The organism is Pseudomonas sp. CDFA 610 (genome assembly GCF_021147865.1).
Classification (GTDB): Bacteria; Pseudomonadota; Gammaproteobacteria; order Pseudomonadales; family Pseudomonadaceae; genus Aquipseudomonas; species Aquipseudomonas alliivorans.
In genome coordinates, this window is the sequence record NZ_JAGTPM010000004.1 from 78,629 (window position 1) to 96,814 (window position 18,186).

The following is an 18,186-nucleotide window of genomic DNA, read 5'->3' on the forward strand; positions in this document are numbered from 1 at the left end:
CCTTGCCTTTGCAGTTTTGATTGAGTGATCAGCGAGTGGTGAATGTTGTTCCGACGGCCTGCAGTACGACAGCCATGTCTTCCTCAGCCATATCCAGATATGCGGCCAACATCTTCGGCGTCAGTGTACTGGTACGCTGATGCTCCTCAAGCAGCGCCACCAGGCCCTTCATCGATACCTGGACGCGCTGCAGCTTGTAAAAATCATCTTCGGTGAGGCGATAACTACTGGTCATTGAGCACCGCCTGCACTTCTAGGGCGCGGACCAGAGCCATGTGATGGTTGTAGCGTTTGAGTCTTACGGGAAGGGATGAGTCAGCATGTAGAGCGGCCAGCGCCATGCGGCGGTGCACTAGGGCTCGAATCTTGGGCGGAATGAGTGCGGTCATATGCAGTTCCTTTCTGATGGAGCTGCGGCCTCGTCGCCAAACGAGGGTGGCAGCTGTACGCAGGTTGGCGAACCGGGGAAAGGTACCCGGCAGACCCGAAGGTCTCCCACGCACAGCCGCCATAGCACGAAACTGCGGGCACAAAAAAAGCGCCTGCTGTCGTGATGGGGCGCTTGTGCGCCTTTCTATCCGGGTCGCCAAACCCGTTCGCTGAATTTGCAGCGACGCCGCAACACTACGCTTTTATCCCCGGAGAAATCAATAGCGGGCCAGCTGTATGCCATCGGTTAAGTGGAGGTTGAGAGTGCCGCATCGAGGTTCAGAAAAGGTCTTTTCCCGGTAACCCCCTCCAGACGCGTATGTGTTGTCGAAAGTGTCGGGAAACGGCCAGAACCCCCGTGTTTGCTGGGGGGCGTCACATACGGTCGGACTGTATGTGAGTGTCGGATAAGAATGCTTAAAGAAAAAATCCTTTAAAAACAGTGGGTTGCATTGGCTCTCACTTACAGTCTGAAACTGTTCGGTCTCGACACTGATCTGGCAGTCGACTTACGGTTTAGGATCTATTCTAAGATATTGATTTATAAGCGTTTTAGAGAAATTAAAATTCTCACTTACACTTCTGACGCACTTTTTAGGTATGCACCGGAAAATTTTTTTCCGTGTGTAGGGTGTGTGGCAGACATGTGCGCACACATCCTCGTGAGGCTCAATTTTTGAGGCTATCACTACCTGTAACTGGTCGAATTCAGGATGCCCGCTGGCCCTGGGAAGCGTCGTTCTGGACGGCTTATTACGTGCGTTGTTACGTGCGGGACAAAAAACAAGGGCCTGCATCGCTGCAAGCCCTTGATTTATATGGTGCCGGCACCAGGAGTCGAACCCGGGACCTACTGATTACAAGTCAGTTGCTCTACCAACTGAGCTATACCGGCGTAATGGGCTGCGAGTATATAGAGTCTGATGCGCTTGTAAACCCTAGCTGACTGATTCAGTTGAAAAAAATTGACCGCCGGTGCGGCTCGGGGTCGGGGTGCAGGACGGGGGCGGTGGTGGATGCAGGACGTTTCTCTGTGGTTTGGCGGATTAGACTGCCTGATGGCGGGTAGAAGGGCGTTTCAGCGTGCCGGTTTGAGCGTGTGACGGTGAGAGCGATTCGGCTATAACCTGCGTCGATTTTTAACCTGTTCATGCGAATCAATGACTTAGACGGTGGTGGCTATCTGGCGCCGTTCAGCGTTCAGGACGAGCTGGACGCTTTTGCGCCGTTTGCACGCTTGGGGCGCTTTGCATAGGCTTGTTCTCAACGGCCCAAGCCACTGAGTCAGGCGGCGAGGGACGTTCACTTTTCAGTCAGGGATAAAGGATTATCCGTTGAATGACACGAAGGATCGTTGCGGGACTTCGGGGATGCAGTACACCGTAGGCCGGCCATTCACTGAGAAGCGGTTTGGAGATATTGGTAACGACGTTTTGTCCGCTTGGACAGGCGTCAGGTGACAGAGAGGCTGTGCATTGCCGTCTGAATCGCATGAATGTGCGTCTGGACGCTGATGAAGTCGTCACCGAGTCGGGTACGGTCAAGGTCGCTTCGGCGGGTCTTTGATGGTCTCGATGCTTTAAAAGGATGCCCGGATCTCAGGATCCGGGCATTTTTTTGCGTTTGTATCGGGTCTGTAGCATTGCGATTGGAGTTCGGGCGGTTCTGGCCGATACAGCTGTATCAAAATGGCAGTCGGCCATGGACAGCAAGTGCAATGCAGAGAACGCCCACGCATTACGAGCTGCTGAATGTCGCTCGCGATGCCTCTCCTGACCAGATCAAGAAGGCTTATCGCAAGATCGCTCAGAAGCTGCACCCGGACAGGAATTCCGACCCTTACGCTTCGGACATGATGAGTGTCGTCAACGCGTCTCACGATGTGCTGGCCGATGCTGGCAGACGCGCGGCGTATGACGCGCAGTTGGTGGCCGATGAGCAACGGGCTCGCGAAGACGCTGCACGCCGCAGGCAGGTGCAGGCGATGCGTGGGCGTGCCGTTCATGTCTATGCCAGTGCGTCGGGCTCGGCGTCTGCTGCATCGCAGCACTCCGCCTATACCGGCCCTGAGCGTCGGGCCAATGCTTCTCCCCCACCGTCCAGAAGTCAGCGCCACGGCAGTGTGTGGCGTTGGGCGGCGGTGTTTGTGATTTTCTGCGCGGGCGGCGCGTGGATGGGGTACGACCCCAATGCTGGCAAGTCCTTCGTGCCGACCGAATCGGTGCCTGTGGTTCAGCCGTGGGTCAAGCCTGCTGTTGCGCCCGAACCTGTGGTTGAGCCTGTCAGCGTGCCTGAGAAGGCGGCAGACGTGGCTGCGTCCGAGTGTGAGGTGCCGACGGTTGATCCGATGGGCGCGCCCTGGCCGCAGAAGGCGGGCTATGTGAAAGACATGCCGACACTCAAGGACAATGGCTGGTCGCAGATCACTGTCGATAACACGGCAGGTGGTTCTGCGGTGTACGCCAAGGTCACCGACGCGGTGGGGCGTAAGGCGTTCCGGCATGCGTACATTCCGGTGGGGGCTTCGTTCTCGTTCGCCAAGATGGACGCAGGTTTGTACCTGCTCAAGTACAAGATGCTGGATACGGGCTGTGCGTTTGTCTCGGGTCGGATTCTGTTGGAAGAGACGCCAATGGGCAGCCAGATCAAGTCCAGTGCGTACAAGCTGACGTTGCGCAAGTTGCAGGGGCGCAGTGTGCCGTTTACGCGGTTGAAGGATGATCAGTTTTAGGGGCGCTTCACATTTCAGGCGTCCATCATCAGTTCGAATCGGACTCGGAGTCTCTTGGGCGGCATTCCCACGCGAAGCGTGAAGAACGATCGGCAGCAGGCGTAACTCACGCTTTGCAACGCTTTCAGGCGTGTTTTTGAAGGCTTCGTCTCTTTCTTTTGCGGGACATTTCCGAGAGAATCCCGGCCCGCTTGTGCCTTCCCGTCTGTGCTTCTACTCTCCCGTCCGTCGCTGCCCATCAGCGATGGGGTTTAGTCGCCCGTCTTCGAGTTAAGGCGCATTGCGCTGCTGTAGATCAGGTCGTTGGCCTGTTCTTTATGGCGGCTGTGCCTAGGGCACCTTCGGGTGCGCCGGTTCTTAGCTCCCGGTCGACTAACCTTCGTACAGCCGCCACCTTCATTCGTTTAGTCGCGACTCGGTGGTGGTTTCATTGATGAGAGCTAAGCATGGTCAAAGTCACCCCCGATCCACCCTCTAACACTTCCACTGGCGCACCGGCCTTCGATCAGGCCGTCGTCAAACGTGCGATGGCGTATTACCTGCCTACCCGTCGCTCCAACAACGACGCTCAAGACAACAATACCGATTACATGAATCTGGAAGCGACGTTACTGCATGCACTGGACTTTCTGCGCTGCGCCTCGGCAACCGCTTATGAACTGGGCGATGAGTTGATCGGGTCGAAACGGGATCTGGCGTTTGCTGCAATGCACATGGCCGAGATGGCCAAGGTGATGGTCGAGCGATCCTTGGAATGTGTTGAAGGATGATCAGTTGAGTCGGACGCGGAGCGTCCTGAGCGGCATGCGAACGCGAAGCGTGAAGAACCATCGGCAGCAGGCGTAACTCACGCTTTGCAACGCTTTCAGCGTGTTTTTGAAGGCTTCGTCTCTTTCCTTTGCGGGACATTTCCGAGAGAATCCCGGCCCGCTTGTGCCTTGCCGTCTGTGCTTCTACTCTCCCGTCCGTCGCTGCCCATCAGCGATGGGGTTTAGTAGCCCGCAATGAGCAAGGCATCACAACCGTGTTTCATCAGGTCCGTCCCGATGCTATGGCGGCTGTGCGCTTGGCGCCTTCGGGTGCGCCGGTTGCCTGGCTCACCGGTCTACTAACTCGTGCACAGTCGCCGCCCTTTCGTTTAGTAGCGAGAGGACAGCGATCTCATCGAAGGAGCCAGAACATGGTCAAAGTCACCCCCGATCCACCCTCCAGAGCATCCAGCGGCGCACCGGCCTTCGATCAGGCCGTCGTCAAACGTGCGATGGCGTATTACCTGCCTACCCGTCGCTCCAACAACGACGCTCAAGACGACAGTGCCGATTACATGAACCTGGAAGCGACGTTACTGCATGCACTGGACTTTCTGCGCTGCGCCTCGGCAACCGCTTATGAACTGGGCGATGAGTTGGTCGGGTCGAAACGGGATCTGGCGTTTGCTGCGATGCACATGGCTGAAATGGCCAAGGTCATGGTCGAACGATCTTTGGAGTGTGTCGAAGAAGTCTGAAATCCGCTTGCAGACCGGATCGTTTACGGCGTGTTACCCGCACGCGATCCGGTACCGCAACAGGCCCGTTTCAGAGCCCTTACTAAATCTTTATGCACAATCGCTACATAAATATTTGCGTACATGCCAATAAATGTGCAGATACCCGAACTGTGTCGCAAACCACTGTTTTTGTGGCTTCCTGACGGAGCAGGCAGGAAAAATCAGGGACTTCAGTTACTGGTGTACCAAGCTTTAACGCGCCATTCAGAATTTTCATCAACAGACTTATCCACAGGATATTCTGCGGTTTTACAGCCTCATTTGTGACCCAGTATCAGCAGGTTGCGAGGCGTAAGCGGGCGCTGACAGAACGTCCCCACGCTGACGTTATAACCCTGCTCCTGAAGATACAGCGCTCTATCGAGCACCAGCCACATCTCCAGCGGGCGTCGGAACAGGTTCCGGACCAGTTCCAGGTTGCGCACCTGAGCCAGTCGCTGCCAGCCCGCTGCCTCCCAATGCGCCCAGTTCTGTTCACCCGATAACGGCAGGTTTTTCAGTCGGGCCAGATGACGGCAGTAATCTTCATAGGGAACGTCGAGCCACGAGACGGGCAATGACGGGGTGGGCAGGTATGCATCAATGCCGCGCAGGGTGCGCTGCAGCAGATCGAAGCCCAAGCGGCGTGCCATCGAGGTGTCCCGCTGGCGGCGGACACGGGCGCCGGCGGTCACGGTCTCACTCAACGGCAATCCGAGTTCGTCACGCGACAACGCAAGCCCCGAGGCTTGGCCTTCGCGGGACAGCGGCTGGTAGTGATCGAAGCGGGTGCGGTTGTAACAGCAGGGCGCAATCGCCATGCGCTGGCAGCCGGTGTGGCTGGCCACTTGCATCAGTTGTACATGCAGGTCGCCGCAGGCATGCAGCGCGACGGGCGTGTGGTGCGGTTGCAGACAGCGCCACGCGTCATCGGCCATGACGTCCTGTTGCACATGCTCGGCATTAAGGCCTTGGCGGGCACTCAGCGTAAGGCCTGCCTCGATCAGTGCCGGGTCGCGCTCGATGCAGGTGAGTTGCTGACCGCGGCCGGTCAGGCGACGACCCAGATGGCCCTTGCCTGCGCACCAGTCCAGCCAGTGCGTGCCTGACTGCCCGGTGTCCACATGACGGGCGAAAGCTTCGATCTGCTGCCATTTACGCCCCGGCACATCGACGCTCATGCGCGGCTCGGCGGGGGCGAGTGGGTAGACGGGCAATTCGGCAACCTGACTCAGTGCAACGGCTTCGGACGCCAGTGCCGAAAACGGGAAGGGTGCGTCGAGCTGGTCCGGGTCCAGGTGCGCCGCTTCAGCCTGTTCGAGCGTACGTTGGCGCAGCCAGAGGGCCATTTCCGGGTATTGGCCTTCCCACGGCAGGTGCAGGTGGGTGAAGGGCTTGGGTCGCCATAATCCCTGATGCGCGAACAGGAAGCTGTCCAGCGCACCAAAGTGGCTGCGAAGCGTGTCGTTCTGCAGGCTGGGTTCAGAAATCATGGTCGGCGGCTTCACTTGGGAGACTGGTCGGATGAAAGCCAGCCCCCTTCATATCAGCGACCTTGGCTCGCGTCTACGCGTAACAGCTTTTCCAGCAGGCGGAAGCCCTGTACCAGCACGAACGCCATGACAAGGTAGAACATACCGGCGGCGAAGAAAATCTCGACCGGCATGTAGGTGCGCGCAATGATCGTACGAGCCATGCCTGTCAGTTCCAGCAGCGTGACGGTGCTGGCCAGGGCGCTGGCCTTGAGCATCAGGATCACTTCATTGCTATAGGCAGGCAGGCCGATACGGGCGGCGCGTGGCAGGACGATGTAGAACAGTGCTTTCCACTTCGACATGCCCAACGCCCTTGCCGCCTCGACTTCGCCGGGCGGTACAGCCTGGATTGCGCCGCGCAGGATTTCTGCGATGTAGGCGGCGGTGTGCAGGGTCATGGTGATGACCGCACACCAGAACGGATCACGCAGATATGGCCACAGCGAGCTTTGGCGCACGGCATCGAACTGCGCCAGGCCGTAGTAGACCAGAAACAATTGAACCAGCAGCGGCGTGCCGCGGAAGAAGAAAATGTAGGCGTAGGGCAGGGCGCGTACCGGCCAGTGCCGTGAGGCGCGGGCGATGCCCAGCGGGATGGCGAGAATCAGGCCCGCAATGACCGCAATGGCTACCAGTTCCAGCGTCAGGGTGGCGCCCTGTGCCAGGCGTGGCAGCCATTTGATGATGACGTCCCAGTTCATGATGCGCTCCTCGCAAAGCCGCGGGCGGCGCGTTTTTCCAGGAAGTACATGCCAATCATCGCCAGCACGGTCAGGCCCAGGTACATGATGGCCGCGACCATATAGAAGGTAAACGCTTCCTTGGTGAAGCCGACGGCGATCTGCGCATGGCGCATGATTTCCTCTAGGCCGATCACCGAGACCAGCGCGGTGTCTTTCATCAGGATCATGAACAGGTTGCCCAGGCCCGGCAGGGCGATACGCCACATCTGCGGCAGGATCAGCTTGTAGAGGATGCGCGTGCGCGACATGCCCAGCGCAAGGCCTGCCTCACGATGACCTTTGGGAATGGCCAGAATGGCACCGCGAAACACTTCGGTGGCGTACGCGCCGAAGCACAGGCCCAGCGCGATGACGCCCGCTGCGAACGCGCTCAGCGCCAGGTCCGGTTTGCCGAACACTTCACCCAGCGCGCGCATGCCGTTGACGGTGCCGAAATAGATCAGCAATACCCAGAGCAGTTCGGGAACGCCGCGCACGATGGTTGAGTAAGTACCGCCCAGCCATTGCAGGGGCTTGTAGGGCGAGGTTTTGGCCAAGGCACCGAGCAGGCCGAGTATCAGGCCCAGGCACAGGGCCGAAAGGGCCAGTTGGACGGTCATCAGCGCACCAGCCGCAAGGGCCGGGCCGAATCCGTGGAGATCAATGTTCATGGGCAGGCTTATTCAGGACAGGTCGCCGGGCCTCGAGTCGAGGCCGCGGCGGCGCTGTCGGGTGAATCAGAGAATGCTGAAAGGGAAATACTTGTCGTTGATCTTCTTGTAAGTGCCGTCAGCGATGATTTCTTTCAGGGCGGTGTTCAGGCGCTCACGCAGCGGGTCGCCCTTGCGCACGGCGATGCCGATCTTGTCGTTCTGCTCGACAGGCTCGCCCTTGAACTCGAAGTTCTTGCCCGCATCGCTTTTCAGCCATTCATAGCTGACGTACTTGTCGGCCAGCATGGCGTCAACACGGCCGGACACCAGATCAAGGAAGGCGTTTTCCTGAGTGTCATACAGCTTGGCATCAAGGATGCCCAACTTGTCTTCCAGCCACGTGGCGGCCAGTGTCGAGCGCTGTGCGCCCACGGCTTTGCCTTCAAGGCTTTCCTTGGCCTTGTCGATCGACGAGACGTCGATGGACGTGGTCTTCGGCGCAATGAATTGCAGCTTGTTCGAGTAGTACGGATCAGTGAAGTCCACGACCTGCTTACGCTCGTCGGTGATCGACAGCGACGAGATCAGGAAGTCGAACTTCTGCGCGTTGAGGGCCGGGATGATGCCGTCCCAGTCAGAGGTCACCACCTGGCATTCCGCCTTGAGCTTGGCGCACAGTGCCTGGCCAATCTCATAGTCGAACCCCACGACCTGACCGCTGGCGTCCTTGTTGTTGAACGGCGGGTAGGCCGCTTCGATACCCATCTTCAAGGTTTCGGCAAAAGCACTGGTCGTGAAAGCCAGGGTGGCCGCTGCGACCAGCAGGATCTTCTTGTACGTCTGCATGGGTGTTGCTCCGTTAGCGGTGACTCGACATGAATTGTTTGCACCTTACCGACAGCGGGTTCTCGAACACTTGCTGTGGTGTGCCCTGTTCTTCGACCATTCCTTGATGCAAAAACACGATTTCACTTGAAACCTGGCGTGCAAAATTCATTTCGTGGGTCACCAGCAGCATGGTTCGGCCTTCTTCGGCCAGCGCGCGGATAACGTTGAGCACTTCCTGAACCATTTCCGGATCGAGTGCCGAGGTCGGCTCGTCGAACAGAATGACTTTGGGTTGCATGGCCAGCGTGCGCGCAATGGCCGCGCGCTGTTGCTGACCGCCCGAGAGCTGGGCCGGGTAGGCGTGGCGCTTGTCGGCGATACCGACCTTGGCCAGCAGCGCTTCGGCAACTTCGATGGCTTCGGCCTTGCTCTGGCCCAGCACGCGGCGCGGCGCTTCGATGATGTTATCGAGCACGCTCATGTGCGGCCACAGGTTGAAGTTCTGGAACACGAAACCGATCTCGCTGCGCAGACGATTGATCTGCTTATTGTCGGCAGCAACCAGTTCGCCATTGCGCGCGGTCTTGAGCTTGAGTTCTTCGCCTGCGACCAGAATCTGACCCTGATGCGGGTTTTCCAGAAGATTGATGCAGCGCAGCAAGGTGGACTTGCCGGAGCCGGATGAACCCAGAATCGAGATGACGTCACCTTCACGCGCTGTCAGCGAGATGCCCTTGAGCACCTCCAGCTGATCGTAGCGTTTGTGCAGGTTGCGGATTTCCAGGGCGGGCGTGGCCTCAGCCATGTGGGGTCCTCATAGTGTTGTGCGCTCTTCTGCGAGGCGAGCGCCAAGCTAGCACAGCGTTCAAAAGACAACCAACTGCGCCGAACGGTGAATGTGACCGCGTTTTACGGTTTGTCGAATCGCCGCAGCAGACGGTCGCCAAATAGCAGGCGAGCGTATGAATCGAGTACCCGTTGGAGGTGGGCGTGCGCGAAAAAGGCGCGATGTTGCCATTTTTGGCCGGGTGTTGGAAGCAGCTTTTGCCGAGCGGCGACTGTCCTCATGCACCATTGATGGGCTTTTCGGTGTGATGTGTGCATTTTCGGTGCGGTAGCGTGAGTAGGTTTTGGGGCGTCAGGTAACAAATCCTACGCTATAGACCCTATTTTCAATTTGTCCACTCATGGACTGCCCGGCTACAGCCCTTGTGTTTCGTGAGCGACGTCGTTTTTGAAATATTTTGGCGTAATTCTTGCGTCAATAATAAAGAACGGCACCGTTGGTTTCTTTTTACGAGACGCATCGGTGTGCCTCGCTCGTCTTGCACAGGTGGTTTTATGAGCAGTACCGCTAACTCTTCCGAGCTCGAACAAGGGCTGAAACCTCGACACATCACCATGCTGTCGATCGCTGGCGTCATCGGCGCCGGCCTGTTCGTCGGTTCCGGCCACGCCATTGCCGAGGCCGGACCTGCCGTGCTGCTGGCTTATGCTGCAGCGGGGACGCTCGTGGTGCTGGTGATGCGCATGCTGGCCGAAATGGCTGTCGCCTCGCCTGACACCGGTTCATTCTCGACGTACGCCGACCGAGCCATCGGGCATTGGGCCGGTTTCACCATCGGCTATCTGTACTGGTGGTTCTGGGTGTTGGTGATTCCGCTGGAAGCCAACGCGGCGGCGACCATCCTGCACGCCTGGTTTCCGAACATCGCCATCTGGATGTTTACGCTGGTCATCACCTTGCTGCTGACGGCCACCAACCTGTTCAGTGTGAAGAACTACGGCGAGTTCGAGTTCTGGTTCGCGCTGATCAAGGTCGTGGCGATCATTGCGTTCGTGGTGCTGGGTGTGGCGGCGATCTTCGGCCTGCTGCCGACCAGCCAGGTCAGCGGTGTCAGCCATCTGTTCGACACGGGCGGCTTCCTGCCCAATGGCATGGGTGCCGTGCTGGCGGCGATGCTGACCACCATGTTTTCGTTCATGGGCACCGAGATCGTCACGATTGCGGCGGCGGAATCCAAGAATCCGGGCAAGCAGATTACCAAGGCCACCAATTCGGTGATCTGGCGGATCTTCCTGTTCTATCTGGTTTCGATTTTCATCGTTGTGTCGCTGGTGCCGTGGAACGACCCGCGTCTGGCGGAAGTGGGCTCGTACCAGACTGTGCTGGATGCCATGGGCATTCCCAACGCGAAGCTGATTGTCGATCTGGTGGTGTTGGTTGCGGTGACCAGTTGCCTCAACTCGGCGCTGTACACCGCGTCGCGCATGCTGTTCTCGCTGGGCAAGCGTGGTGACGCGCCTGCACTGTCCAAGCGCACCAGCAAGGGTGGCACGCCTTACTGGGCGGTTCTGCTGTCGACAGCTGCTGCTTTCCTGACCGTATTCGCCAACTACATCGCGCCTGCCGCTGTGTTCGACTTCCTGCTGGCCAGCTCCGGCGCCATCGCGTTGCTGGTGTATCTGGTGATCGCCGTGTCGCAACTGCGTATGCGTCAGAAGCGTATTGCGGCGGGTGAGCCCATCGACTTCAAGATGTGGCTGTTCCCTTGGCTGACCTGGATGGTAATTGTGTTCATCGTCGCGGTGTTGACGATCATGCTGATCCAGGAAGAGCACCGCATCGAAATCGTCGCGACCGGCCTGCTCAGCCTGCTGGTGGTCAGTGCCGGCCTGATCGTCTCCCGCCGCCGCAAGGCTTCGCGGGTCGGGGCGGCTGCGCTGGGGTGATGTGACCTGTATCTGATGGTGCCAACGCCCCGCGTTGGCACTCTGTCCAGCAAGCACCGCTGTCTCGCTGCAAACACAGTACCGTGGAAGGCAGCTTGTCGGCGATGGCGTCAGCTCGGTCGCTGATCGGTCGCATGAGAGACCCAATCCCCGGCAAGCCGCCTCCCACTATGCCCCGCGTTTGCTTCGCGACAGCGGTACTTCGAAGGCTTGGTGATCATGGGTGATCGCAAGCCCTGGTTCCCTCAGCGCATCGCCCTGGTGTCGCGCTTCATCAGCAGGTCCGACGCCATCTGGAAGTCTGCCTGGAATGCCTTGCCCTCGACCCACTCCACGGCGGTGTCTTCGTCTTCGTTGTGATGGATGGCGCGGTAGGTGATGAGCAGGCCCATCATGAAGTCGGTCGCTTCCTCTTCATCTTCTTCCGAAACCACCAGCGCCAGCACCGGGTATTGCAGGAACACCAGACACATCGCCAGTTGGCTGATGGCCTCGGCGGTCTTCATGGTGTCGAACAGGTCTTCGTAGTCGGCTGGGTCGAAACCGTTTTCAACGATGTCCTTGAAGTCGAACGTGCTCATGTCCAGTTGCACATCGTCGAACGGCTGGTTGACCAGCGCAGAGGCGAACACTGGATGCACGACATTGGTCGGTGACTTGCCCGAGCGGTTCTGCTTGGCCTTGATCTTTGCGCGCTTGGCACGTTTTTGTTGCTTGTCTGGCGAGGCCATGAGGCGGTCCTTTGTCAGGCGGTAAGGGCAATGGCGGCTATTGAAGCGCACAGAGGCCGAATAGCCAAGGCCGGGATGTTGGCAAGGCGGTTCGCCGGGCGTGTTCGGAAGGCGAAAACATAAAAGCCCGCAGGGCGCGGGCTTTCAGTGTTGTGGCAAAGCCAACAGTCATTTTTTGCCGGTTTTGGCGAAAGCTTCTGCCTCGTCCATGCGGTTGGCAAACATGTTGACCGCTTCGACGGCATCGCTCGCACCGTCACGAATCTGCACGATCACCTGTCCGGCCTGATCCGCCAGCGTGACGCCGCGGTTTGCGCCTTCCTGAGTCGCGCTCATGCTCGCGACTGCCTCGCGCGTCTCGGCCAGAATCTTGCCGATCATCTCGGCGATTTCTGTGGTCGAGCCGCTGGTGCGTCCCGCCAGTTGCCGGACTTCATCGGCCACAACCGCAAAGCCACGACCCTGATCGCCAGCCCTTGCAGCCTCGATGGCCGCGTTGAGCGCCAGCAGGTTGGTCTGGTCGGCAATGCCGCGGATGGTGTTGACGATGGCCGTGATCTGTTCCGATCGATCACCCAACTGGCCGACCAGTCTGGCGGATACGCCGATGTTTTCGGCAATCTGCCGCATCTCGCGTGCCGTTTCCTGGATCACCAGCGTGCCCTGTTCGGCCACTTTCTCGGTTTCGGCCGAGATGTGATAGGCCTTGGATGCGCCGTGTGCGTCGGCTTCCTGCTTTTCCACGCGGTCAGTGATGTCGCTGGCGAACTTCACGATCTTGTACAGCTTGCCCTCGACGTCATAGACCGGGTTGTAGGTCGCTTCCAGCCAGACGACCCGGCCATGCTTGCCCAGACGCTTGAACTGACCACCCACGAACTCACCGTGGTTCAGCTTGCGCCAGAACTCGGTGTACTCCGAGCTGTTGACGAACGTCGGTTCACAGAAGGTCTTGTGGTGTTTGCCTTTGATGTCCGTCAGTGAAAAACCCATCACATGCAGGAAGTTATCGTTGGCTGTCAGTACGTTGCCAGCAGGGTCGAACTCGCACACCGCCATGGCCCGATCCACTGCATTGAGTTTGCTGTGGGTTTCGTTTTCGAGCATGACCTTTTGGGTGACGTCGAGCGCGTACTTGACCACCTTGATCACTTTGCCCTGAGTATCGACCACAGGGTTGTAGCTGGCTTCAAGCCAGACGCTCTTTGCGTTCTTGCCTACACGTTTGAAGGTGCCGGAAATGAATTTGCCTGCCCGCAGTGATGCCCATAGATCGGCATATTCGCGACTGCGCGCCACTTCAGGTTCACAGAAGTCGCGGTGGGTCTTGCCGGGAAGCTCTTCCGCGCGATAACCCATCGCTGTTAGAAAGTTGTCGTTGGCGCGCAGAATCCTGCCATCAAGATCCAGCTCGACCACCGCCATCGATTTTTCAAGTGCGCCCATCAGTCCTTTTGCGCTATCTACTTCTGCCTTCATGGCTGCCAGTTCGTTTTTGCTTTTATTTCCGAACATAAACTGCCCCTGCTGTGGTTTTGCGTAACCCTCGTTGTCAGGCTATCGACAACACGCCATAAGGCATTAGCGGCTGTAACAGCATTTTGGACGGAAGGATGCACGCGGGATCAGCGGGGGATCCCGGTAAGACGCGGTCAGTGCCAAACGCCGGACAAAGAAAAGCCCGCGATGGGGGGAGCGGGCTTAAGGATTCACACTTGGGAGCAGCTCTACAATGGCTTATCGGCTGTGAAAACTTTGTGAAGAAAACAGGCCGTTTTTACTTTTTTTCAGGTGTTTGAACGGTGTTCGTCACTTCGGAGGTCGGCACGAAGGTTTTGGACTCTTCGGCAGCCGCTTCCTTGGACGCAGCCTTGTCTTTGGCGGCTTCGGCATTCTCTTTCGCCGCGTCGTTCACTTTGGCCTGAGCCGATTCCATCTTCTGCTGAGCGTTTTCCTGATGCGCCTGAGCATCCTGCGCTTTCTGCTCGGATTTGCTGTCACAGGCGGCGAGGCCAAGGGTGGCGGCGATGATGAGGGCGGAGGCGGTAAACTTGAGCACAGGATTTTTCCCTTTGAAAACAAATGTATGAGTTTCGAGGGGATGGGTGGGGGATTAGTTCAATGGGGTTGAGGATGGGGGCGTTTTCAGAAGCGGTGAGGGGGAACCGTTAATAAGTGGGCCGGGTTACTGACTTGGCCCTGATTCAGGCTGTTTTGATCAGGCGCTGGGCGTCGTCGATGAGTTAAGCCGCTGTCGCTTGGGCCCGGTCGGGGCAGTGTCCAGGAGAAGGGGAAATTGCAGGCAACAAATTGCAGACAACAAAAAGCCCGCACGAGGCGGGCTTCTTGTGTGTTTTCAGGTGTGCCTGGCAACACCTGAAAACGAAAGGTGGTGCCCAGAGACGGAATCGAACCGCCGACACGGGGATTTTCAATCCCCTGCTCTACCGACTGAGCTATCTGGGCAACGGGGCGCATTAAACGTGTTTTTCAGGAGGTCGTCAAGCGCGTTCTCAAAAAATATTGAATTATTACCGACGCTTACGACCTTCACTGCGTGAAACGCTTTATTTCTCGGGCGGAACGTAGCCTTCAGCCTGAGCGTATTCCTCGCCGGACAGGTACTTGTCCATTTCGGCCTGAAGGAACTTGCGGTCTTCGGCGTTCATCATGTTCAGGCGGCGTTCGTTGATCAGCAGGGTCTGGTGTTTCTGCCAGTCGGCCCAGGCTTTTTTCGAGACGTGGTTGAAGATGTCTTCGCCCTTGGCACCCGGATAAGGGGCGCGCTCGAGGCCTTCCAGTTCTTCTTTGTACTTGCGGCACATTACGGTGCGGGTCATGACGACTCTCCTGCGTTCAATACGTCGGCTGCGCGTTTGAGCAGCTTTTTCACCGGGGCGGCAAGGCCCAGGCGCGGCGGGGTGGCGAGGTTATACCAGAGCCAGTCGGCCTCGGCCACGTGATGGGCGGTCTCCTGGACCTGTACCAGCCAGGGTTCGATGCTCAACTGGAAGTGGCTGAAGGTGTGGATCAGGCCGGGCAGTTCGTGGTGCTTGCCCAATTCCAGAGCGTGTTGCGTTGCCAGATGCTGCACATCGTCGAAATGGTCGAGTTCCGGCAGGCTCCACAAGCCGCCCCACAGTCCGCTGGACGGGCGGCGGTATAGCAGAATCGCGCCGTCGCCGTTGGCGAAGATGGGCATGAGGGTACGTTTTTGCGGCACAGTCTTGCGCGGCTTGGGAATCGGGTAACGCGTTTCAAGGCCCAGCATGTGTGCCTGACAGCCGCGCTCCAGCGGGCAGAGCAGGCAACTGGGTTTGCTGCGGGTGCAGAGGGTGGCGCCCAGGTCCATCATCGCCTGTGTGTAGTTATTCACCCGTGTGTGGGGCGTGAAGCGCTCTGCCGTGGCCCACAACTGTTTGGCAACCTTGGGCTCGCCCGGATAGCCTTCCTGAGCCGTGAAGCGCGCCAGAACGCGTTTGACGTTGCCGTCCAGGATCGATGCGCGGATGCCCATGCTCAGGCTGGCGATGGCGCCAGCAGTGGACAGGCCGATGCCGGGCAGTTCAGTCAGTTTTTCGACATCCCGGGGAAATTCGCCGCCGTGTTCGGCCACGACAATGCGCGCGGTCTTTTGCAGGTTGCGGGCGCGGGTGTAGTAACCCAGGCCGGTCCACAGGTGCAGTACCTCGTCTTCCGGCGCTTCGGCCAGGGCCTGCACGGTGGGCAGGGCGTCCATGAAGCGGTCGAAGTAGTTCAGCACGGTGCTGACTTGCGTCTGTTGCAACATGATTTCCGACACCCAGACCCGATACGGCGTGATGCCCTGCTGCCAAGGCAAATCGTGTCGGCCGTGGCGGTCATACCAATCCAGAACTGCGCTGGAAAATTGCTCGGGTTGCATCGCCTGCTGGGCTCCTGTGAAACCACTCATGACCTGATGAAAGGCGCGTATCAAATGTGGGAGGCGGCTTGCCGGCGATCGGATCGACACGGTCTGTCAGGCTGATCGCGTCATCGTTTATCGCCGGCAGGCCGCCTCCCACAATGTGTTATGTGCTCACTAGCGCTTGAACAACCCTTTGAGCGCGTCCTTGAGTTCCGGGCTGACCTTGTCGCCCAGTTTCTCGTTGAGCTTGTCCTCGAGTTTTTCGCTGATCCGGTCGCCTGCCAGTTTTGCGGCGATCTGGCCGACGCCTTCGCGGTCCAGACGGCAGGCCTTGGCGCCCAGTTCCAGCGGGCCTCGGCATTGCACTGGCCACTCGATGCCGACGTAGCGCGGATTGACCTCGCAGGCCGGATCCGGCATGTCGCTCTTGTCGCCTTCGATGATGATGCCGACGCGATAGTTCATGCCCAGCACGCGCAAGTCCACATCGCCGTTGCCGTTGACGGTCAGACCGGGGATGCGCACTTTCAGGTCCGGGTTGCTCGCCACGCCGTTGCGGATGACCAGATTACCGTCCAGTTGCTGGAAGGGCGTGTCCTTGGCGCGGGGCTCGCCGGTCAGCGGTTTGCGGTTCAGCGTTGAAATACCTTTGCACAGTTGCTGCTCGAGGTTGGCGTTGACCAGCACACCGTTGTTGAGCGCGAAACTGGCGGTGCCATTGAGGCTGTCAATCAGCGCTTTCTCGCTGTTGCCCTGGCCGGTCAGGCTGCTGTTCAGCGTCAGCAGACCGCGTACCGGCGGCGTCTGGCCCTGACTTTCCAGAACGCGCTCCACCGGCAGTTTTGCAGTACGCGTTTGCACACTGATGGTCGGCAGGTCGGGACGTGCATCCAGATTGCCTTTGACCTCGAAGTTGCCGTTGTAGAGATTGCCGCTGAGTGTATCGAGCTTGATGACACCGCCCGATGCCTGAGTCTTGAACACCGCATTGTCGATGGGCAGTTTGTTCAGGGTCAGTTTGCCCAGGCTGATGTCGGCCTCGACATCCAGCGTACGCAGGCGCTCCAGCGGCAACAGCTTGGCGGTGCTCCAGGCAGCCTTGGTCGGCTGCTCGGGCAGCGGCGAGTCCCCGGCGACAGCTGCGGCTTCGCCGCTTTGCACCTCGGCTTTGCGCGCGGCCTTGGTGCCCTTGCTTTCTTCGCTTTCGGCCGGGCGGTAGCGGTCGGCGTCGAAGGTGTCGCCCTTGAGTTGCACACGCAGGGCCTGTTTGGCGAAGTCGTCTATCGCGACACGGCCAGTGAAGGTGCTGTCGTCCACTTTCAGGTTCAGGCCGTCCAGCACCACGCTGGTAGGCGTGCCGCTGAGGCGGGTGACCATTTCGACCTTGCTGAGGGCGCCATTGGCCATCGGTGGCAGTGGCTGGCCGATGTTTTCAAAGAAGGTGCGCACATCGAGCTGAGCGATGGACAGGCCGCCACTGAGCTGAGGTGTCTTGTCCAGCTCGCGGGCACGCAGTTCGCCGAGCGCGCGTAGCTGGTTGGCCGAGATTTTCAGGCTGTTCCATTCGGCGATATTGGCCGCCAGATCTACCAGCAGTTGACCTTGTGCCGAGAAGGTCACGGTCTTGCCCTTGAGCGGCTCGCCAGCGACTTCACCGGACAGGCGCATGTCTTCGAATTGATAGCGCTTGAGCACGCGGTCCATGCGCAGCTCGCCGACCAGTTCGGTCTTGGCGCGCACCACGGGCTGGTTGGTACTCAGGAAGGCGGTCAGCTTGATCGGAATGTCGGACGCTTCGCGAATCGGGCCGGTGCTCAACTGGATACTTTCTGCCGTGAAGGTCTGGCCTTTTCTGGCGTCGCTGTAGTCCACACGGGCGTTGTTGACGGTCAGGCTGTCGATGTCCAGCTTCAGAGGCTGAGAAGAACGTTCCGGCTTCGGTGCTTGCGGCGCGGGTGTCGGCGTGGCGTCCGGTGTTGCATCGGTGGACGCGACAGCGGGCGGTTTGCCGATGTCTTCCCAGTTGCCGTGACCCTGCTCATCGCGATGCAGCATCAGGTTCAGGCCTTCGACACGGATGTCGCTCATCTGCACCTGTTTGCGCAGCAAAGGCAGGACGCGGACGGACAAACCCAGCATTTGAACATCGGCAAAGGGCTGGTCGGGTGCGGTCAGCGTTGCCACATGGGTGTCGTGCAGTTCCAGTCCGAGCCACGGAAACAGGCTCCAGCCGATATCGCCATTGAGGGTCAGCTCGACGTTGGCCTTTTCACGTGCCAGTTGCCGAATCTCGTCTTTGTAGTCGTTGGGATCAAACAGATGGGTCAAGGCGAAGCCAAGAGCCACGATGATCAGCAACAACCCGAGAATAAACAGCCCCAGGATTTTGCCGAACGCTTTCATGGGC

16 protein-coding genes, 2 tRNA genes and 2 pseudogenes are annotated in these 18,186 nt (G+C 58.8%); 4 read left to right on the forward strand and 16 right to left on the reverse strand.

What is annotated here, in order from left to right; translation table 11 throughout:
* Positions 1-28 precede the first annotated feature (28 nt).
* The 3 genes from KDX39_RS08275 to KDX39_RS08285 all read right to left on the reverse strand — a co-directional run bounded on the left by KDX39_RS08275 (position 29) and on the right by KDX39_RS08285 (position 1,324).
* On the reverse strand, positions 29-235 hold the full coding sequence (locus tag KDX39_RS08275) for a hypothetical protein (RefSeq protein WP_231660002.1): 207 nt from the start codon (positions 233-235) through the stop codon (positions 29-31).
* On the reverse strand, positions 225-389 hold the full coding sequence (locus KDX39_RS08280) for a hypothetical protein (protein WP_231660003.1): 165 nt from the start codon (positions 387-389) through the stop codon (positions 225-227). The genes KDX39_RS08275 and KDX39_RS08280 overlap by 11 nt, the downstream gene beginning before the upstream one ends.
* An 859-nt stretch (positions 390-1,248) precedes the next feature.
* Positions 1,249-1,324, reverse strand: a tRNA-Thr gene (locus KDX39_RS08285).
* A gap of 822 nt (positions 1,325-2,146) precedes the next feature.
* Between KDX39_RS08285 and KDX39_RS08290 the strand changes: the two genes are divergently transcribed.
* The 3 genes from KDX39_RS08290 (at position 2,147) to KDX39_RS08300 (ending at position 4,667) form a co-directional block, all read left to right on the forward strand.
* Complete coding sequence (locus KDX39_RS08290; RefSeq protein ID WP_231660004.1) at positions 2,147-3,160, forward strand: J domain-containing protein; 1,014 nt, start codon at positions 2,147-2,149, stop codon at positions 3,158-3,160.
* Positions 3,161-3,606: 446 nt separating this feature from the next.
* Positions 3,607-3,930 carry a DUF6124 family protein gene (locus tag KDX39_RS08295; protein WP_231660005.1) on the forward strand — a complete coding sequence of 108 codons (324 nt, stop codon included), beginning with the start codon at positions 3,607-3,609 and terminating at the stop codon, positions 3,928-3,930.
* A gap of 410 nt (positions 3,931-4,340) precedes the next feature.
* Positions 4,341-4,667, forward strand: a complete 327-nt coding sequence (locus KDX39_RS08300) for a DUF6124 family protein (protein WP_231660006.1) — start codon at positions 4,341-4,343, stop codon at positions 4,665-4,667.
* A 299-nt stretch (positions 4,668-4,966) separates the two neighbouring features.
* Here the strand turns inward: KDX39_RS08300 and KDX39_RS08305 are convergent.
* The 5 genes and pseudogenes from KDX39_RS08305 to KDX39_RS08325 all read right to left on the reverse strand — a co-directional run bounded on the left by KDX39_RS08305 (position 4,967) and on the right by KDX39_RS08325 (position 9,231).
* A pseudogene (locus KDX39_RS08305) lies at positions 4,967-6,233 on the reverse strand (methyltransferase).
* A 1-nt stretch (position 6,234) separates the two neighbouring features.
* Positions 6,235-6,924, reverse strand: a complete 690-nt coding sequence (locus KDX39_RS08310; RefSeq protein ID WP_210042523.1) for an ABC transporter permease — start codon at positions 6,922-6,924, stop codon at positions 6,235-6,237.
* Positions 6,921-7,616 carry an ABC transporter permease gene (locus KDX39_RS08315; RefSeq protein WP_099227279.1) on the reverse strand — a complete coding sequence of 232 codons (696 nt, stop codon included), beginning with the start codon at positions 7,614-7,616 and terminating at the stop codon, positions 6,921-6,923. The genes KDX39_RS08310 and KDX39_RS08315 overlap by 4 nt, the downstream gene beginning before the upstream one ends.
* A gap of 66 nt (positions 7,617-7,682) precedes the next feature.
* A complete protein-coding gene (locus tag KDX39_RS08320; protein ID WP_099227280.1) occupies positions 7,683-8,444 on the reverse strand; it encodes an ABC transporter substrate-binding protein in 762 nt (253 codons plus the stop codon).
* Between the two features lie 13 nt (positions 8,445-8,457).
* Positions 8,458-9,231, reverse strand: coding sequence for an ABC transporter ATP-binding protein (locus KDX39_RS08325; RefSeq protein ID WP_024685593.1), 774 nt, complete (start codon positions 9,229-9,231; stop codon positions 8,458-8,460).
* A gap of 536 nt (positions 9,232-9,767) precedes the next feature.
* Between KDX39_RS08325 and gabP the strand changes: the two genes are divergently transcribed.
* Positions 9,768-11,159, forward strand: coding sequence for a GABA permease (gene gabP / locus KDX39_RS08330; RefSeq protein ID WP_099227281.1), 1,392 nt, complete (start codon positions 9,768-9,770; stop codon positions 11,157-11,159).
* A gap of 245 nt (positions 11,160-11,404) precedes the next feature.
* On the opposite strand, the gene KDX39_RS08335 is transcribed toward gabP, so the two are convergent.
* From KDX39_RS08335 to KDX39_RS08370, 8 genes and pseudogenes are all read right to left on the reverse strand, one after another.
* On the reverse strand, positions 11,405-11,890 hold the full coding sequence (locus KDX39_RS08335; protein WP_231660007.1) for a hypothetical protein: 486 nt from the start codon (positions 11,888-11,890) through the stop codon (positions 11,405-11,407).
* A gap of 168 nt (positions 11,891-12,058) precedes the next feature.
* Positions 12,059-12,664, reverse strand: coding sequence for a methyl-accepting chemotaxis protein (locus tag KDX39_RS26550; RefSeq protein WP_231660206.1), 606 nt, complete (start codon positions 12,662-12,664; stop codon positions 12,059-12,061).
* 12 nt (positions 12,665-12,676) lie between these two features.
* Positions 12,677-13,405: pseudogene (locus KDX39_RS26555) on the reverse strand (PAS domain-containing protein); the annotation flags it as partial.
* 262 nt (positions 13,406-13,667) lie between these two features.
* Entirely contained in the window at positions 13,668-13,949 is a 282-nt protein-coding gene (locus KDX39_RS08350) for a hypothetical protein (protein WP_029244073.1), read from the reverse strand.
* A 331-nt stretch (positions 13,950-14,280) separates the two neighbouring features.
* Positions 14,281-14,356, reverse strand: a tRNA-Phe gene (locus KDX39_RS08355).
* Positions 14,357-14,457: 101 nt separating this feature from the next.
* Complete coding sequence (locus tag KDX39_RS08360; RefSeq protein ID WP_004883065.1) at positions 14,458-14,730, reverse strand: oxidative damage protection protein; 273 nt, start codon at positions 14,728-14,730, stop codon at positions 14,458-14,460.
* Positions 14,727-15,794, reverse strand: coding sequence for an A/G-specific adenine glycosylase (mutY, locus tag KDX39_RS08365; RefSeq protein ID WP_210042525.1), 1,068 nt, complete (start codon positions 15,792-15,794; stop codon positions 14,727-14,729). The genes KDX39_RS08360 and mutY overlap by 4 nt, the downstream gene beginning before the upstream one ends.
* 159 nt (positions 15,795-15,953) lie before the next feature.
* On the reverse strand, positions 15,954-18,182 hold the full coding sequence (locus tag KDX39_RS08370; protein ID WP_231660008.1) for an AsmA family protein: 2,229 nt from the start codon (positions 18,180-18,182) through the stop codon (positions 15,954-15,956).
* Positions 18,183-18,186: the final 4 nt, after the last annotated feature.

What these genes read in the sequence shown, in the direction of transcription:
- KDX39_RS08280 (WP_231660003.1), bottom strand. Translation starts at nt 389, where the DNA reads ATGACCGCACTCATTCCGCCCAAGATTCGAGCCCTAGTGCACCGCCGC.
- gabP (WP_099227281.1), top strand. Translation starts at nt 9,768, where the DNA reads ATGAGCAGTACCGCTAACTCTTCCGAGCTCGAACAAGGGCTGAAACCT.
- KDX39_RS08275 (WP_231660002.1), bottom strand. Translation starts at nt 235, where the DNA reads ATGACCAGTAGTTATCGCCTCACCGAAGATGATTTTTACAAGCTGCAG.
- KDX39_RS08310 (WP_210042523.1), bottom strand. Translation starts at nt 6,924, where the DNA reads ATGAACTGGGACGTCATCATCAAATGGCTGCCACGCCTGGCACAGGGC.
- KDX39_RS08295 (WP_231660005.1), top strand. Translation starts at nt 3,607, where the DNA reads ATGGTCAAAGTCACCCCCGATCCACCCTCTAACACTTCCACTGGCGCA.
- KDX39_RS08370 (WP_231660008.1), bottom strand. Translation starts at nt 18,182, where the DNA reads ATGAAAGCGTTCGGCAAAATCCTGGGGCTGTTTATTCTCGGGTTGTTG.
- KDX39_RS08315 (WP_099227279.1), bottom strand. Translation starts at nt 7,616, where the DNA reads ATGAACATTGATCTCCACGGATTCGGCCCGGCCCTTGCGGCTGGTGCG.
- mutY (WP_210042525.1), bottom strand. Translation starts at nt 15,794, where the DNA reads ATGCAACCCGAGCAATTTTCCAGCGCAGTTCTGGATTGGTATGACCGC.
- KDX39_RS08300 (WP_231660006.1), top strand. Translation starts at nt 4,341, where the DNA reads ATGGTCAAAGTCACCCCCGATCCACCCTCCAGAGCATCCAGCGGCGCA.
- KDX39_RS08320 (WP_099227280.1), bottom strand. Translation starts at nt 8,444, where the DNA reads ATGCAGACGTACAAGAAGATCCTGCTGGTCGCAGCGGCCACCCTGGCT.
- KDX39_RS08325 (WP_024685593.1), bottom strand. Translation starts at nt 9,231, where the DNA reads ATGGCTGAGGCCACGCCCGCCCTGGAAATCCGCAACCTGCACAAACGC.
- KDX39_RS08335 (WP_231660007.1), bottom strand. Translation starts at nt 11,890, where the DNA reads ATGGCCTCGCCAGACAAGCAACAAAAACGTGCCAAGCGCGCAAAGATC.
- KDX39_RS08290 (WP_231660004.1), top strand. Translation starts at nt 2,147, where the DNA reads ATGCAGAGAACGCCCACGCATTACGAGCTGCTGAATGTCGCTCGCGAT.
- KDX39_RS08360 (WP_004883065.1), bottom strand. Translation starts at nt 14,730, where the DNA reads ATGACCCGCACCGTAATGTGCCGCAAGTACAAAGAAGAACTGGAAGGC.